Origin of the sequence: Corallococcus exiguus, from assembly GCF_009909105.1 — a bacterium.
Classification (GTDB): Bacteria; Myxococcota; Myxococcia; order Myxococcales; family Myxococcaceae; genus Corallococcus; species Corallococcus exiguus.
The window spans coordinates 484,316-499,946 of sequence record NZ_JAAAPK010000005.1 but is presented as its reverse complement, the minus strand read 5'-3'; the positions used below and the strand labels follow the sequence as shown (position 1 = coordinate 499,946).

Genomic DNA, 15,631 nt, shown 5'->3' with positions numbered 1-15,631 from the left:
GCCCCGAACCTGCCGGGCACATCCCGCCGGCACCGCCGGAGGTGCGTCCCGAGCCGCCGCGAAGGAGGCGATGGACGCGCTGGGTGCCAGTGGCTGTGTTGGTGCTGGGCCTGGGCATCGCGGCGGCCACGTTCGCCGGGCTGCCGGACGCGAGTCCCCTGGCGAAGGAGAACCCGAAGACGACCGCGCTCATCGAGCAGCGGGCGACCGAGGCGCGCGAGGCCGGACGCAAGCCGCGCCGGAGACAGCAGTGGGTGCCGTTGTCGGCGGTGTCCAAGCCCGCGGTGGACGCGGTGCTCATCTCCGAGGACGCGAGCTTCTACCTGCACGACGGCGTGGACACGGTGGAGCTGGCGCGCGCGGTGGGGCGGGCGGTGGAGAAGGGGGAGCTGGGGCGGGGGGCGTCCACGCTCACGCAGCAGCTGGCCAAGAACCTCTGGCTGTCCTCGGACCGCAGCCTGGTGCGCAAGCTGAAGGAGCTGGTGCTCGCGCACCGGTTGGAGGAGGCGCTGACGAAGCAGCGCATCCTGTCGCTGTACCTCAACGTGGTGGAGTGGGGGAACGGCGTGTATGGGATTGAGGCGGGGGCGCGGGAGCACTTCGGCGTGTCCGCGTCCCAACTCTCCGTGGCGCAGGGAGCGGTGCTGGCCGCGATGCTGCCGTCCCCGCGCAAGCGCTCGCCGGCCAGTGGTTCCCGAGCGTTGTGGAAGCACGCGCACCACGTGGTGGACGCGCTGAAGACCTACAAGCGCATCAGCGCGGCGCAGGCGGAGAGCGCGCACGCGGAGGTGGACCAGTTGCTCGGCCGGGCTCCCGCGGACAGCGGCGGGGACGACGCGGAGGATGACGGTTCCTGAGGAGGGACCGTCGCCGCGGTACTACAGCCGGGCCCCTCCATGGGAGGGCCGCCCCATGGGGGCCCGGCTCCGGCCCTGATTTCCCCGTCAAGGACGTCCTCCTGTAGTGCGTGGGAGCGGCCGGATTGGATCCATTCCCCGTGCACTTCCACCCGGGGCGGTGCACTTCCTCACAGCCCGTCCCTCCAGGAGGGCCTTGTCTCCTCGGGCGGCTTTGGCTGGCGGGGGTGGGCCATGGGACGTAGTTTGAACGCAAACACCATGGCCGACCCCCACCAGGACCCCGCAGGCGACCCGCGCGAGCGGGTGCTGGCGCTGCTCAAGCACCACGGCTGGAACGCGACGTCCTTCCAGGTGCTGCAGCCGGGCTTCCAGTACTGGTTCTCTCCGGAAGGGGACGGGTGCATCGCCTACGTGGACACGGGCGGCGCGTGGGTGGCGGGAGGCGGTCCCATCGCCTCGCATGAGCGCGTGCACGACGTGGTGGAGGCCTTCCACCAGGCGGCCCGGAGCGCGGGCAAGCGCGTGAGCTTCTTCGCCACGGAGTCGCGCTTCTCCCGGCTCGTCCCGTTCGAGGAGTTGCCCATTGGCGAGCAGCCGGTGTGGGACCCGACGAAATGGGAATCAGTGGTGAAGGGCAGCCGCAGCCTGCGCGAACAGCTCCGCCGCGCGCGCTCCCACGGCGTGCGCGTGCGCGAGGTGCCCGCGGAGGTGATGGAGACGGAAGGCCACCCGCTGCGAGCGGCGGTGGAGGTGCTGGCCGAGCACTGGCTCGCGTCGCGCCGCATGGCGACCATGGGTTTCCTGGTGGGGCTGGCCCCTGGTGCCTTCGCTCGCGAGCGCCGCGCCTTCGTGGCGGAGGTGGAGGGCCGCGTGGTGGGCTTCCTGTCGGTGACGCCCGTGTACGCGCGCGACGGCTGGTTCCTCCAGGACCTGCTGCGCGAGCCCACCGCGCCCAACGGCACGGCGGAGACGCTGGTGGACGCCGCGATGCGCGCCGCCGCGTTGAACGGGCGTCAGTACGTGACATTGGGCCTGGCGCCGCTCGCGGGCCCGGTGCGGCCGTGGCTGCGGTTCGCGCGCAGCGCCGGGCGCCCGCTGTTCGACTTCGAGGGCCTGCGCTCCTTCAAGGCGAAGTTCCGCCCCGACGCGTGGGTGACGCTCTACCTGTCCCACCCGAAGGACGAGCCAGCGCCGTGGGCCATCTACGACGCGCTCCGGGCCTTCGCGCGGGGAAGCCTGGTGAGGTTCGGGCTCGTCACGCTGCTGCGCCGGCCACGCTTCTTCGTGCGTGCGCTGACGGCGCTGCTGGTGCCGTGGACGGTGCTGCTCGCGCTGCCCATGAGCGCGCACTGGTTCCCCTCTCCGTGGGTGCAGCACGGCTGGGTGGTGTTCGACGTGGGGCTCATCGCGGGACTGCTGCTGCTCCTGCGCCGCTGGCGCGACGGGCTGGCGACGCTGCTGGGGCGGCTCACCACCGCGGATGCCTGTCTGACATTGGTGCAGGCGTTGGCTTTCAACGCCGCCCGCGCGCGAGGGCCGTGGGACTGGAGCATCATCGTCGCGTCGGTGCTCGCTCCGGCCACGGCGTCCGCCATGCTGCTGCGCTCACGCGACCTGCGCGTCCCCGAGCCTTGAGGCGCTCCTGGCCCTGGTGATGGATGCTGTCATGGGTGGACTCTTCCTTGAGGAAGGAAGTTGATCCGGAGCATGGGGACTCCTTCACTCTTACCTGGGGTGGACGGTCCGCCCCCGTGAACCCAGGCCTGTCCTGGAGTCTTCCTTCTTCATCGGAGCAACCCATGGGCGTTCTCGCCAGGAACAACGTGAAGGTGAAGGGGCAGGGCGCGCAGGCCATGGTGTTCTCCCATGGCTTCGGCTGCGACCAGAACATGTGGCGGTTCGTCGCGCCCGCGTTCGAGCGGAGCTACCGCACCGTGCTCTTCGACCACGTAGGGGCTGGCGGCTCGGATATCGCAGCCTATGACCGCAACCGGTACGCGACGTTGCAGGGATACGCCGATGACGTCCTGGAGATTTGCCACGAGCTGCGTCTCGAGCGAGCGGTCTTCGTCGGTCACTCGGTGAGCGCGATGGTGGGCGTGCTGGCGGCCATCAAGGAGCCGGAGCGCTTCGACAAGCTCGTGCTCATCGGTCCCTCGCCCTGCTACATCAACGACGGCGAGTATGTCGGAGGCTTCTCGCGCGAGGACATCCTGCAGTTGTTGGAGTCGCTCGACGACAACTACCTGGGCTGGTCCAGCACGATGGCGCCCGTCATCATGGGCAACCCGGACCGGCCCGAGCTTGGCACGGAGCTCACCAACAGCTTCTGCCGCATGGATCCCGACATCGCGAAGCAGTTCGCGAAGGTGACCTTCCTTTCCGACCACAGGGCGGACCTTCCGAAGGTCAAGACGCCTTCCCTCGTGCTCCAGTGCTCGAACGACGTCATCGCGGCGGAAGCAGTGGGCGAGTACGTGTGCCGGCAGCTGCCTCGTGGCCAGCTGGTCCACCTCAAGGCGACCGGACACTGCCCGAACCTGAGTGCCCCAGAAGAAACGGTCGCTGCGATGAAGCCCTTCCTGGGCTACTGAAAGGGGACGATGCAAGGGAGCGCTGACACGGAGCAGGGGACGGAGCCTTCCGAGGACTCGGCGGAGGAACTCTACGAGAACGCTCCGTGTGGCTACCTCTCCACGAGCCCGGACGGGCGCATCATCAAGGTCAACCAGACCTTCCTGACCTGGACGGGCTACTCCAGGGAGACATTGCTCGGAGGCAAGCGGTTCTGGGAGCTGCTCACGGTCGCGGGCCGCATCTTCCACGAAACCCACTACGCCCCCCTGCTCCAGATGCAGGGCTTCGTCCATGAGCTCTCGCTGGACCTCGTCTGCGCTGACGGCCGGCAGCTGCCTGCGTTGATCAACTCCGTGCAGAAGAGAGACGCGTCCGGAAGGCCCCGCTCCGTCCGGACGACGCTCTTCAACATGACGGATCGCAAGCGCTATGAGCGCGAGCTACTGCTGTCCCGCCGGAAGGCGGAACAGCTGGCCCAGGCCAAGGCGGCGCTGCTCGCGACCCTCAGCCATGAAATCCGCAACCCCCTCAACGCCATCACCGCCGCCACGCGGCTGCTGGGGATGACGCCGCTCTCCGACAAGCAGTCGAAGTACCTGCGCATCCTCGGCTCCGCGTCCGGAAACCTGCTCGCGCTGGTCAACGACATCCTGGACTGGAGCAAGATCGAGGCAGGCAAGCTCTCGCTGGAGCAGCGCGAGTTCTCCCTGCGCGAACTGCTCGGCGACATCCTGAACGGCCAGGCCGCCCGGGCCGAGGAGAAGCGGCTGCTGCTCCAGATGGAGATCGACGAGCGGCTCCCGGCACGTCTGCTGGGGGACCCCGTCAAGCTCGGGCAGATCCTCACGAACCTGGTGAGCAACGCCCTCAAGTTCACGGAGAAGGGTGGGGTCAAGGTCAGCGTGGCCCTCCGGGCCCGGGACGGCGATGCGTGTGACCTGTCCTTCCAGGTGAGCGATACGGGGATCGGCATTCCACCGGACCGCCTGTCCGCCATCTTCGAGGAATACGCCCAGGCGAACTACGACATCGGGATGAAGTACGGCGGGACGGGGCTGGGCCTCTCCATCAGCCGGAAGCTGGTGGCGTTGCACGGCAGCAAGATGGTCGTGGAGAGCGAGGTGGGAAGGGGAACATGCTTCTCCTTCGACCTGCGCTTGAAGTCCGGGGCGGGGGGGACCGCCGCCGGCGCGGCTCCCAGCAGCGAGTCGTCTCCGCGGGCCCTGCGGGGCCTGAAGGTGCTCGTGGTGGAGGACAACGAGGTCAACACCTACGTGCTTGCCCGTTGGTTCGAGCACTGGGGGATTTCGTTCGACGCCGTCAAGAACGGGCGCGAGGCGGTGGAGCGCCTCCACCAGGGTGGCTACGAGCTCGTCCTCATGGACCTGCACATGCCGGTGCTGGATGGCTACGACGCGTTGAAGGTCATCCGGCAGCTCCCGGACGAACGGCTCCGCCAGATTCCCATCATCGCCATCTCGGCCTCCACGCGAGCCTGGCAGGAGAGCAAGGTCCTGGCCTCGGGGTTCACGGACTTCATCGGCAAGCCATTCGACGAGGGCGTCCTGTTCAGCAAGATGGCGCGGTGCACTTCGCGCGAGGCTCCAGCGGCGCCCGCGCAGCCGCCGGAAGCGGCCCCCCGCGCCCCCGGGTCCGCCGCGGACTCCCTGGTCCTGGCGCCTGACTTCAGCTTCACGAAGCTCCGGCAGTGGGCGGCGGGAGATGCTCAGGCGAGCGCGGCGCTGGCCCGCTCCTCCATCCAGACGCTGGAGCAGGCCCGGCCGGCGCTCACGGCGGCGCTCAAGCAGGGCGCCCGCGACGAGTACGAGCGCGCGTGCGAGGGCATCACGGGGACCCTGCACCTCCTCGAAGCGCACGGGCTCGCGGCAGCCCTCCGCCGTGCCCGGGCATTGCTCACCGGCAACGCCCCGGACTCCACGCGGATGCAGGCCGCGGTGTTCGCCATCGACTGGGAGGTGGAGAACCTCGCCGGAGCGCTCGTCGCCATCGCGAGCGAAGCCGGCGCCTGATCCGCCGGAGCAGGAGCGCCCGGCTGGCACATGGAAGCTCCGTGGCTCCGTCTCCCGGCCAACCCTCGCCTGGGAGACGGCATCGCGCGCCATGGACGAGCGGCTACGGTGCGCCGCCGCATCCATGGCCTCTCCGTCCCTCGCCAATCCCTCCCTGACGCTCGGCCTGTCCCTGGTGGCCGGCATCCTTGCGCAGCTGTTGGCCCGGCACCTGAGCGTGCCCGGCATCGTCGTGCTGCTGTCCGCGGGCGTGCTCCTGGGGCCGGAAGGCGTGGGGCTCATCCACCCGGCGTCCCTGGGCCCCGCGCTCCAGGCCGTGGTGGGCTTCTCCGTGTCCGTCATCCTCTTCGAGGGCGCGATGAGCCTGGACGTGCGCAAGCTGCGCCGCGAGGCCCGCTCCATCCAGCGGCTCGTCACGCTCGGCGCTGGCGTCACCGCCGTGGGCGGCACGCTGGCCGCCCGCGCCCTCATGGGCTGGGACTGGAAGGTGTCCGCCCTCTTCGGCACCCTGGTCATGGTGACCGGCCCCACGGTCATCACCCCCCTGCTGCGCCGCGTGCGCGTCACCCACCGCGTCGCCACCGTGCTGGAGGCCGAGGGCATCTTCGTGGACGCCGTGGGCGCCATCATCGCCGTGGTCGCGCTGGACATGGCGCTGCACGCGGAAGAGGGGCCGTGGCTCCTGGTGAGCGCGCTGGGCTCGCGCTGGGGCGTGGGGCTCGCGGTGGGCGGCGTCACGGGCCTCCTCATCACGGTGGGCCTGCGCAAGTCCTCCTGGGTGCCGGAGGACATGACCAACGTCTTCGCGCTGGCCCTGGTGCTGGGCGCCTTCCAGGTGAGCAACGCGCTCTCGCCGGAGAGCGGCGTGCTGGCCGCCATCGCCGCGGGCCTCGTCGTGGGCAACGGCAAGGTGCCCGCCCGCCGCGAGGTGCTCGCCTTCAAGGAGCAGCTGACCCTGATGCTCCTGGGCATGCTCTTCATCCTGCTGGCCGCGGACATGCGGCTGTCCCAGGTGACGGCGCTGGGCTGGCGGGGCCTCTGCACCGTGCTCGTGCTGATGCTGGTGGTGCGGCCCGTCGCCGTCGCCGTGTCCACCGCCGGCTCCGGCCTGTCCCGCAACGAGAAGGCCTTCATCGCGTGGCTGGGCCCGCGAGGCATCGTCGCCGCCGCCGTGGCGTCGCTGTTCGCCACGCGCCTGGGCGCCCAGGGCGTGCAGGAGGGCCAGGTCCTGCGCGCGCTGGTGTTCCTGGTCATCGGCGTGACCGTGGTGGTGCAGGGCCTGTCCGGCGGGCTCGTGGCGGGGCTGCTGGGCGTGCGCCGCGTGGTGCCCCGGGGCTATGTCCTCCTGGGCGCCAACGCGCTCGCGCGGCAGGTGGCGCACGCACTCCAGGCGCGGGAGGAGTCCGTGCTGCTCGTGGACTCCAGTGACGCCACGCTGAATCGCGCGCAGCAGGAGGGCTTCCGTGTCCTCTTCGGCAACGGGCTGGACGAACGCACGCTCCTGCGCTCGGAGCCCGAAGGCCGCCAGGGCTTCGTGGGGCTCACCCACAACGAGGGCGTCAACCTGCTCTTCGCCGAGCGCGTGCGCGCCCTCCTGCGCACCGCTCGCAGCTATACGGCCCTGCACCGGGGCCACGTCGGCGTGTCCACGGACACCGTGAGCGCCACGGGCGGCCACATCCTCTTCGGCGCGGAGCGCGACCTGGATGCCTGGGTGGCCCGCTGTGAACAGAACTCCGTGTCCCGCGAGTCCTGGCGCCTGGAGGCCCCACAGGTGGCGGCCATCCTGCCTCCCGCCACCGGCACCCTGGAGGAGGCGCTCGTTCCGCTCGTGCTGGAGCGTCCCACGGGCACCGTCCTCTTCGACGAGTCCGCCGTCCCTGTCGCCGGTGACCGCGTGGACTTCCTTGTCGCGCACGGACGGAAAGATGAAGCCCACGCGTGGCTTTCCTCCCATGGCTGGCGGCCCGTGACGTCTGACGTTCCAATCCCAGACACTCGCCCTCCCCCTGGACCGAGGGACCGTTGAACAGTTCTCGCGGGTTGCGTGAAATGCCCGGACCGGCCTCGGACCCGGGCGGATGTCCCGCGGCGGCTCCAGAGAACGGGTAGGAGGCGTTCATGCGGCTGCCCTCGGGCGTCGTCACGATGCTCGCCGTGGTGCTCAACTCCGGCGCGGGACTGGCAGCACCTCCCCCTTCACAATCCGCGAACGCGACACCGCCGCAGCTGCCGCCGGGCGTCTCCGCGACGCTGTGGCGGCTGTCGGTCCCCAAGGGCATGGAGCCCACGCCGGAGCGGGTGGCGCTGGGCGAGAAGCTCTTCCGGGAAAAGCGCCTGTCGGTGGACAACACCGTGGCCTGCATGACGTGCCACGAGCCGGAGCTGGGCTTCACCGACGGCAAGCCGCTGTCAGAAGGCGTCAAGCAGCAGAAGGTGGCGCGCAACAGCCCCACCGTCCTCAACGCCCTCTTCAACGCCACCCAGTTCTGGGACGGCCGCGCGGCCACGCTGGAGGACCAGGCGAAGCTGCCCATCCTCAACCCGCGAGAGATGGGCATGCCGGACCCTGACACCGTCATGAAGAAGGTGCGCGGCATCCCCGAGTACGTCACGGACTTCCAGAAGGTGTTCGGCCGCGAGCCCAACTTCGACGACCTGGCCGTCGCCATCGCCGCGTTCGAACGGATGCAGTTCTCCGGCGACGCGCGCTTCGACAAGTTCATCACGGGCGACAGCAAGGCGCTCACCGCGTCGGAGAAGAACGGCTGGGCGCTCTTCAACGGCAAGGCGCGTTGCAACTCCTGCCACGCGGGCAACGCCGTGTCCCCGCTGTTCAGCGACCAGAAGTTCCACAACATCGGCGTCGCCGCGCACAAACAGGACTTCGTCACCCTGGCGCGCAAGGGCGTGCAGGTGGTCCGCACCGGCGACGAGAAGCAGATCGACGAGCTGGCGCTCAACTCGGAGTTCTCCGAGCTGGGCCGCTTCCTCGTCACCAAGCAGGAGAACGACGTGGGCTCGTTCAAGACGCCCATCCTGCGCAACGTGGGCATCACCGGCCCGTACATGCATGACGGGTCGCTCACCACGCTGTGGGACGTGATGGACCACTACAACAAGGGCGGCGTGGCCAATCCCTACCTCGACGGGGGGATGCAGCGGCTGGGGCTCACGGAGCCGGAAATCGACGACCTGGTGGCGTTCCTCTTCACCCTCACGGACACGAAGTTCGACAAGCTCAACAAGGAGCAGCTGGCGAAGCAGCGCGCCCGGAAGAACACCCGGCCGGAGCGGGACAACGCCATCGCCCTGGGCAAGAAGGGCAACCTGGGCGACCTGGCTCCGAACCCGGACCTGAACGTGAAGAACCCGGCGGACCTGGGCTTCTACGGCGACGTCACCCCGGTGACGAACACCAAGCAGCGGTAACGGAGGCGCGCCATGGCAAACAAGTTCCAGAGCATCGAAACGAAGCACTACGCCGAACGCGACGCCTTCTTCGAGGGCCTGAGGAAGCTGGACCGCCGCGCCTTCATGCGCGTCGCCGGCATCTCCGCTGGCATTGTCGCGGGCATGGGCAAGCTCACGCCCAACAGCTTCCAGCTGGTCAACGTGGCGGAGGCGCAGGGAGAGAAGCCGAAGTTCTCCTTCGCGTACATCTCCGACACGCACCTGTATGAAAACAAGCTCAACGACCGCTTCGTGCGCGCCATCCTCAAGGCCGTGGACGACGTGAACGCGCTGGACCCCCAGCCGGACTTCGTCCTCTTCGGCGGAGACCTGGCGCAGCTGGGCCAGGCCGGCGAGCTCAAGCTGGGCGCCCAAATCCTCAAGTCCGTGAAGGCCCCCATCAAGATGATGGTGGGCGAGCACGACTGGTTCCTGGACATGGGCGAGCTGTGGCGCGACCTGTTCGGCGCGCCCAACTACTCCTTCGACCACAAGGGCGTGCACTTCGTGGTGCTCAACTCCATCCTGGAGAAGGACTTCTGGACGGAGCGGAAGCTCTCCCCCATGGAGCGCATGAAGATCGTCGCCGGCCTGGACAATGGCATCCAGTCCCGCTTCGAGGTCGGCGCCGAGCAGCGCCAGTGGCTCCAGAACGACCTGGCCAAGGTGGCGAAGACGACGCCCGTCATCGTCTTCAGCCACTCGCCGCTCTACAAGTACTACAAGCCCTGGAACTTCTGGACCGACGACGCGGACGAGGTGCAGGCCATCCTCAAGCCGTACGAGAAGGTCACCGTCATCCACGGACACACGCACCAACTGCTCAGCAACCGCATTGGCAACATCTCCTTCCACGGGATGCTGTCCACCGCGTGGCCGTGGCCGTACGCGCCGGAAGGCCTGCCCTCGCTCACGGTGCCCATGAACCGCGCGGATCCGTTCAGCCAGTTCGACGGCTGCGGTGACGGCCGCATGGACGTGTTGGAGTCGGGGCTCGTGGACAAGGTCTACAACCTCTGGCAGCGCGACCCCATCACGGTGCGCGCCAGCTACCTGGGCTCTGGTGGCAAGCAGTCCGCGCCCCCCAAGCCCAAGCTGCCCACCTACTAGGACCGGAAGAGGAACTCCCTCCCATGAACCTGCGAATGAAGTTGCTCGTGGTCCCGTGCGCGGCCCTGTCCTTCGCCGGCGGCGTGGCGCTCGCCACGTCCCCGGAGTCGAAGGCCGAACCGCTCCCCAAGCACGTCCTGCCCGCGTCCAAGGACGGCAACCTGGTGCTGGGCCTGTGCGACGGTGAGACGTCCATGGAAGTGCAAGGCGTGAAGGACGGCCAGAGGCTCACCCGCGCCCAGGCCATCACCGCCACCGCGCAGTTGATGGATGACTGGCGCAAGAAGAACCCGGACGCGAACTGGGACGACGTGCCCGGCCCGGTGCTGGCGCAGGCCGCGCCCCCGACCACGAAGAAGTCCCCCACGCCCGCGCCCCAGCCCAACCCCGGCTCGAAGCCCTCGGGCAACGACGTGCGCCAGGGCGGCGTGGGCGCGGAGACGGGCGCCAAGGCCGTGCCCCAGCAGCAGAAGGCCAACCTCCAGACGGGCCACACCTACGGCGCGTATTCCGAGCGCGACGAGCAGGTGTGGGCGGACTCCGTGCAGGCGGCCGTGAAGGAGGGCCACCGCGTGTTCCACGACGCGGACGCGCTGGGCGGCACGGTGGGCGTGTCGTGCGACATGTGCCATCCGGACGCGGCCAACACCCACCCGGAGACCTACCCGAAGTACCAGGTGCAGCTGGGCCGCGTGGCGTTGCTGCGCGACATGATCAACTGGTGCATCGAGAACCCGGTGCGAGGCAAGCCGCTGGCGGATGGCGACCCGAAGATGCGCGCGATGGAGGCGTACATCTATGCGCAGCGCAAGGGCGTGAAGCTGGAGTACGGCAAGCACTGAAGCCCGGGCGGGACCTCGGGCCCCGGGCGCTTCGTGCGCTCAGGGGCCCAGGTACAGGTCCAGGGCGGTGTAGGCCGCGCAGAACGGATACGCGAACAGCAGGCTGTAGGTGATTTGCAGCGGCGTCAGGTGCCGCCGGTCGATGACACCCTTCGTGGGGCCGCGTTCATCCCGGCGGCGCAGGTATGCCCCCAGCGCGAAGGACACCACCCCCGACACGAGCCATGGGTTCATGGGGGAAAGCTTCAAGCGCGCTCGGGAGAGGACGCAAGCCAGTCCCCGTCACATCCGGCTGAGGAAGAAGCGGACCAGGATGAACAGCGCCATCGCGTAGGCGTACCCCAGCAGGACTCGACCGGCGATGCGCTGCGGCGTCGGTTTGCGCGGCTCGGCCTCCGGAGGCGGCGCGCGGCGCTGGTCGCGCGTCACGAGGAAGCGCCCCAGGCCGAGCGCGACGATGACGGAGATGATCACGAGGTCGAAGGCGCCCATGGCGTGGGAGCTTCGGACAATGGCCTGACGGGATTCAAGGCAAGTGGCATGCCGCACCCCGCCAGTGGCGCACCGCACGGGCCGGTCCAACAGATTTCGACTGGCCCGATGGGGTGCGCCCCCGGACGCGGTTGCCCCGAAACCTGTCCGACAGTCGGACAGGTTTCCTCGGCTCGGATGGCGGAGGCTCTCAGCCAGCCTCGGTGGCCCAAAGCTGTCCGACAGTCGGACAGGATTCCGCGCTCGGATTGAGCGGAGGCCCGCCAACCAAGATGGTCCAAAGCTGTCCGACAGTCGGACAGGTTTCCGCTGGCCGGATGGATGGAGGTCTTGGCCGCGGTTGCCCCGAACTTGTCCGACAGTCGGACAGGATTTCTCGGCTCGGGTGTCGGGGCCCCTGGATGCGGTGGTCCAAAGCTGTCCGACAGTCGGACAGGTTTTGGCCGCGCGCCGCCGCCGGGGGCTCGGCGGGGTTCTTACCTTCTCATCGGTGGGGGCAGCCTTCAGGCCTGAAGGCCTGGCGGGACGATGAATGGTGGAGACCCTTACGAGGTCGACGGCGTTCGCTGCGCGGGGAGGCTTCGGGCCAGGGCCTGACGGGATTCCTGGCTCGGGGTCTTGCCTTCCCCCCGCCGGGTCCCGGTTGAATGCGGGCCATGTCCCTTGTCCCTGTCACGGACCCCAGCGGTTTGCTGGAGCGCGCGCCGCGTCTGGCGGAGCTCCTGCCGGATGCCGCGCTGTCGGAGGCGCTCGCGCGGGGTGATGCGTGGGCGGTGCATGCGGTGCTCTCACGCCGGCTGGAGCACGAGCTGCCCGGGCCCACGCGGGAACTGCTGGCGGCGCTGGTTGAGGACCGGGGCGTTTTCGTCATCGCATCCCGCCCTCCGTCCTCGTCCTCCGTGCTGGGGACCGGCGTCCGGTGGAGGGGCACGCCTCCTCGTGGCTCCGCACCGAACGTTCCCTTCGTCGCCGAACGCACGGTGACGGTGCTGGGCGTTCCGGTGTGGCCCCTGGACGGCTACCTCGTGCGCGCGGACGGCAAGGCGCCGCTCCAGGTCATCGGACAGGTGCCGCCCTCGCCTGGCAGGTCTCGCCGCCGCGCGGAGTCCCTGGCCGCAATGGCATTGGGGCTCTGCGCGCTCGCGGGCGCGGGCGCGATGTGGCTGGAGGCTCGCAGCATGCGCGCCGTGACGGTCGTCAACGGTCTGTCGCGCCCCGTGGACGTGCGCATCGGCGGCGAGCACTGGGTGGTGGCGCCCGGGACGCAGGAGCAGGGGCGCGTGAAGATGGGAGATGGACCGCTCCATGCGGTGACCACCTGGCCCGGCCAGGAGTCCGTCATCGAGGACGTGACACTTCCGGTCCAGGGCGAGCACATCCTCTACAACGTGAAGGGCGCGGCGATGCTGGAGGCGGTCCCGGAGGAAGGGGTCGTCTCCGCGGGCCCCTACGCCAGGTCCCTTCCGGAGATCGCCTCGGTGCTCCAGCCGGGCGAACAACTCTCCGTGCAGTCCGCGAAGTGGGAGTCCGCCGCGCGCCTCTACGCGGAAGAGGGGCGCTGGCAGGCCGCGGGCCGCGTGGCGTCCGCCGTCGCGGAGGTGGAGCCGGGCAATACCGTCGCACGGGAGATGGCCGCGCGCGCATGGCTCTTCGTGGACACGCAGGTGCCCGCGAACCTGCCGGACGACCTGCGCTGGCGCAACACGCGCGACTTCGCGGCGATGCTGATGCACACCTGGCAGGAGGACCCGGCCGCGCAAGCGCTGGCGCTGTCGTTGATGCGCCACATCGGCCAGGGGGCCCAGGCCCGCGCACGCTACGCGGAGCACGCGCAGCAGCATCCGGACTCACCGCTGGCGGCCCTCTACCTGCAGCGCGCGAGCCCGCCGGACCTGGGCTCCTCGGACGCCGTCGACGCCTACTCGAAGCTGGCGGCGCGCTTCCCGGACTCGCCCGACGTGACCCGCGCGTGGTTGGAGGCGCGGTGGCGCTTCGAACTGGAGCACCCGTCGGACGCGGACCGGGGGAACGACGTCGGACGTCCGCCGTACGAGGTCCAGACGGCGGAGCTGTTGAAGCCCTTCGTGGAGAAGCACCCGCCGGAGACACTGGAGGCGCTGGAGCTGGACGTGCGCATCCTCTTGCGCGCGCGGCTGCGAGACGCTGCCACGGGGCTGGTGCGCCGCTACGGCCAGGACCCGCGCCGCAGGACCTGGGACTTCCTGGTGCTGGCCGGACGCACGGCGGAGGCCGCCGGGCCCGAGCACACGTCCTACGTGATGCGCGACTGGATTCCCGCCGACCTCGCGCGGCAGCCGGCGCGGATGCTGCTGCTGGACCTGCTCACCGGACAGCGCTCGCCGAAGGACGCGGAGCTCGCCGCGCTGGCGTCCCCCGAGGACCGCTCCATGCTGCGCCTCACCCGGGACGTGCTGGTGGATCCGAAGCGCGCGCTGAAAGAGGCCGACGGCGACCCCCTGGTCGTGCTGCCCCGACTGGATCCGGAGATCCTCGCGCTGCTCGCCCTGGAGTTCACGCGCACCGGCGATGCCTTTGGGAAACGGCTCTTCAGTGTCTCGCTGCCGCTGATGCTCGCGCGCGAACCGCTGCGAAACCACGTCCTGTCCGTCTCGGGCGTCCCGGGACCGGACTTCCACCGCCTGCCCCCGGGCCTGCGCGCCGCCGCCACCCTGGTCCACGCCCGGCGCGAGGCGAAGGAGGGCTACCCGGTGTTCACGGAGCGGTTGGATGGTCTTGCCCGCATGGACGCCCTGGGCGGCTTCTCGGTTCGCGCCGCCGGCCCCTGGATGCGGCGCGCGTTCGACGCCTGCATGGACACGAAGGTGGAGCAGTCCCTGCCCCAGGGCATCCTCTTGAGGGGTGACCTTGTGAAAGAGCAGGCCCGCCAGGAGGACGACCGGGAGGGTCGCCGCCCCAACTGCGAGGCGCGCATCGTCAGACCCACGGGGCTGCCGCTTCCCCGGACCGCCGCCACGACGACGCCGTAGAAACGCGAACGGCGCCGACCCCTGAAACCGGGTCCGGCGCCGTCACGGTGCAGCGGGGGAGGGGAACCTCAGCCCGGCTGGCAGACCTGGCGGAGGATGTCCAACGACTCCAGCGCCTTGCCCGCGCCAATCACCACGGCGGACAGCGGGTCCTCCGCGAGGAACACCGGCAGGCCCGTCTCCTCGCGCAGCAGCGTGTCCAGGTTCTTGAGCAGCGCGCCGCCACCGGCCAGCACGATGCCCCTGTCGGCGATGTCACCGGCCAGCTCCGGCGGCGTGCGCTCCAGCGTCAGCTTCACCGCTTCGACGATGCCGTTGACGGGCTCCGCGAGCGCGTCGCGCACCTCGTCGCTGGACACCGTCAGCGTGCGCGGCACGCCGGCCACCAGGTCGCGACCCTTGATCTCCATGGTCATGACCTCGTCGGTCGGGTACGCCGTGCCGATGCCCATCTTGATGAGCTCCGCCGTGCGCTCACCGATGAGCAGGTTGTACTTGCGCTTGACGTACTGGATGATCGCCTCGTCCAGCTTGTCGCCGCCGATGCGCACGGACTTGGCGAACACGATGCCCGCGAGGCTGATGACCGCGACGTCGGACGTGCCACCGCCGATGTCCACAATCATGTTGCCGCTGGGCTCCGTCACCGGCAGGCCCGCGCCAATCGCCGCGGCCATGGGCTGCTCGATGAGGTAGACCTCGCGCGCGCCCGCGTTGGCGGCCGCCTCACGCACCGCGCGGCGCTCCACCTCCGTGATGCCGGACGGGATGCCGATGATGATGCGCGGGTTCACCAGCGTCTTGCGGTTGTGCGCGCTCTGGATGAAGTAGCGCAGCATCGCGGCGGTGATTTCGAAGTCGGCGATGACGCCGTCCTTCATGGGCCGGATGGCCACGATGTTGCCCGGCGTCCTGCCGAGCATCTCCTTGGCCTCCTTGCCCACGGCGAGCACCTTCTTGCCGCCGCGCGAGTCCTGCTGCACCGCCACGACGGAGGGCTCGTTGGACACGATGCCCTGGCCGCGGATGTAGATGAGCGTGTTCGCCGTACCCAGGTCGATGGCGAGGTCGCGCGAAAACAGGGTGTGGAGCCAGTCGAACATACGGGGACGGAAACTTTCGGAAGGGCCGGGAAACTCTCCGCCCTTCAGACGGAGTGCGTTGTCGAAACTACTACGCGCCGCAATACGGAGGAAGAAAAGCCGGAGCCCCTCTCAGGGCGCCGCTCGCTGGACAACCAACCGCACCCGCCCGTCTGT

General features: G+C 69.5%; 12 protein-coding genes. 9 read left to right on the top strand and 3 right to left on the bottom strand.

Translation table 11 applies throughout. The features are described 5' to 3' along the window. Positions 1 to 83: 83 nt before the first annotated feature. The 8 genes from GTZ93_RS22230 (at position 84) to GTZ93_RS42340 (ending at position 10,872) form a co-directional block, all read left to right on the top strand. Positions 84 to 857, top strand: a complete 774-nt coding sequence (locus GTZ93_RS22230) for a biosynthetic peptidoglycan transglycosylase (RefSeq protein WP_186820059.1) — start codon at positions 84 to 86, stop codon at positions 855 to 857. A 261-nt stretch (positions 858 to 1,118) separates the two neighbouring features. After that, positions 1,119 to 2,495 carry a bifunctional lysylphosphatidylglycerol flippase/synthetase MprF gene (locus tag GTZ93_RS22225; RefSeq protein ID WP_257979460.1) on the top strand — a complete coding sequence of 459 codons (1,377 nt, stop codon included), beginning with the start codon at positions 1,119 to 1,121 and terminating at the stop codon, positions 2,493 to 2,495. A gap of 164 nt (positions 2,496 to 2,659) precedes the next feature. Next, a complete protein-coding gene (locus GTZ93_RS22220) occupies positions 2,660 to 3,454 on the top strand; it encodes an alpha/beta fold hydrolase (protein WP_139922256.1) in 795 nt (264 codons plus the stop codon). 9 nt (positions 3,455 to 3,463) lie between these two features. Continuing rightward, a complete protein-coding gene (locus GTZ93_RS22215; RefSeq protein ID WP_139922257.1) occupies positions 3,464 to 5,467 on the top strand; it encodes a PAS domain-containing hybrid sensor histidine kinase/response regulator in 2,004 nt (667 codons plus the stop codon). 124 nt (positions 5,468 to 5,591) lie between these two features. Next, on the top strand, positions 5,592 to 7,496 hold the full coding sequence (locus tag GTZ93_RS22210) for a cation:proton antiporter (RefSeq protein WP_161662972.1): 1,905 nt from the start codon (positions 5,592 to 5,594) through the stop codon (positions 7,494 to 7,496). 92 nt (positions 7,497 to 7,588) lie between these two features. Further along, positions 7,589 to 8,899, top strand: a complete 1,311-nt coding sequence (locus GTZ93_RS22205; protein WP_139922261.1) for a cytochrome-c peroxidase — start codon at positions 7,589 to 7,591, stop codon at positions 8,897 to 8,899. A 12-nt stretch (positions 8,900 to 8,911) separates the two neighbouring features. Then, positions 8,912 to 10,030: a metallophosphoesterase family protein gene (locus GTZ93_RS22200; RefSeq protein ID WP_120575656.1), complete on the top strand. Its 1,119-nt coding sequence runs from the start codon at positions 8,912 to 8,914 to the stop codon at positions 10,028 to 10,030. A 23-nt stretch (positions 10,031 to 10,053) separates the two neighbouring features. Next, positions 10,054 to 10,872: a c-type cytochrome gene (locus GTZ93_RS42340; RefSeq protein WP_186820058.1), complete on the top strand. Its 819-nt coding sequence runs from the start codon at positions 10,054 to 10,056 to the stop codon at positions 10,870 to 10,872. A gap of 39 nt (positions 10,873 to 10,911) precedes the next feature. On the opposite strand, the gene GTZ93_RS22190 is transcribed toward GTZ93_RS42340, so the two are convergent. Together GTZ93_RS22190 and GTZ93_RS22185 are read right to left on the bottom strand one after the other, a co-directional pair. Further along, complete coding sequence (locus GTZ93_RS22190; protein ID WP_139921400.1) at positions 10,912 to 11,106, bottom strand: hypothetical protein; 195 nt, start codon at positions 11,104 to 11,106, stop codon at positions 10,912 to 10,914. 48 nt (positions 11,107 to 11,154) lie between these two features. Next, positions 11,155 to 11,364 carry a hypothetical protein gene (locus GTZ93_RS22185; protein ID WP_120575654.1) on the bottom strand — a complete coding sequence of 70 codons (210 nt, stop codon included), beginning with the start codon at positions 11,362 to 11,364 and terminating at the stop codon, positions 11,155 to 11,157. A gap of 656 nt (positions 11,365 to 12,020) precedes the next feature. Between GTZ93_RS22185 and GTZ93_RS22180 the strand changes: the two genes are divergently transcribed. After that, entirely contained in the window at positions 12,021 to 14,372 is a 2,352-nt protein-coding gene (locus tag GTZ93_RS22180; RefSeq protein ID WP_139921401.1) for a hypothetical protein, read from the top strand. Between the two features lie 68 nt (positions 14,373 to 14,440). On the opposite strand, the gene GTZ93_RS22175 is transcribed toward GTZ93_RS22180, so the two are convergent. Then, positions 14,441 to 15,475: a rod shape-determining protein gene (locus GTZ93_RS22175; protein WP_014400170.1), complete on the bottom strand. Its 1,035-nt coding sequence runs from the start codon at positions 15,473 to 15,475 to the stop codon at positions 14,441 to 14,443. Positions 15,476 to 15,631 lie beyond the last annotated feature (156 nt).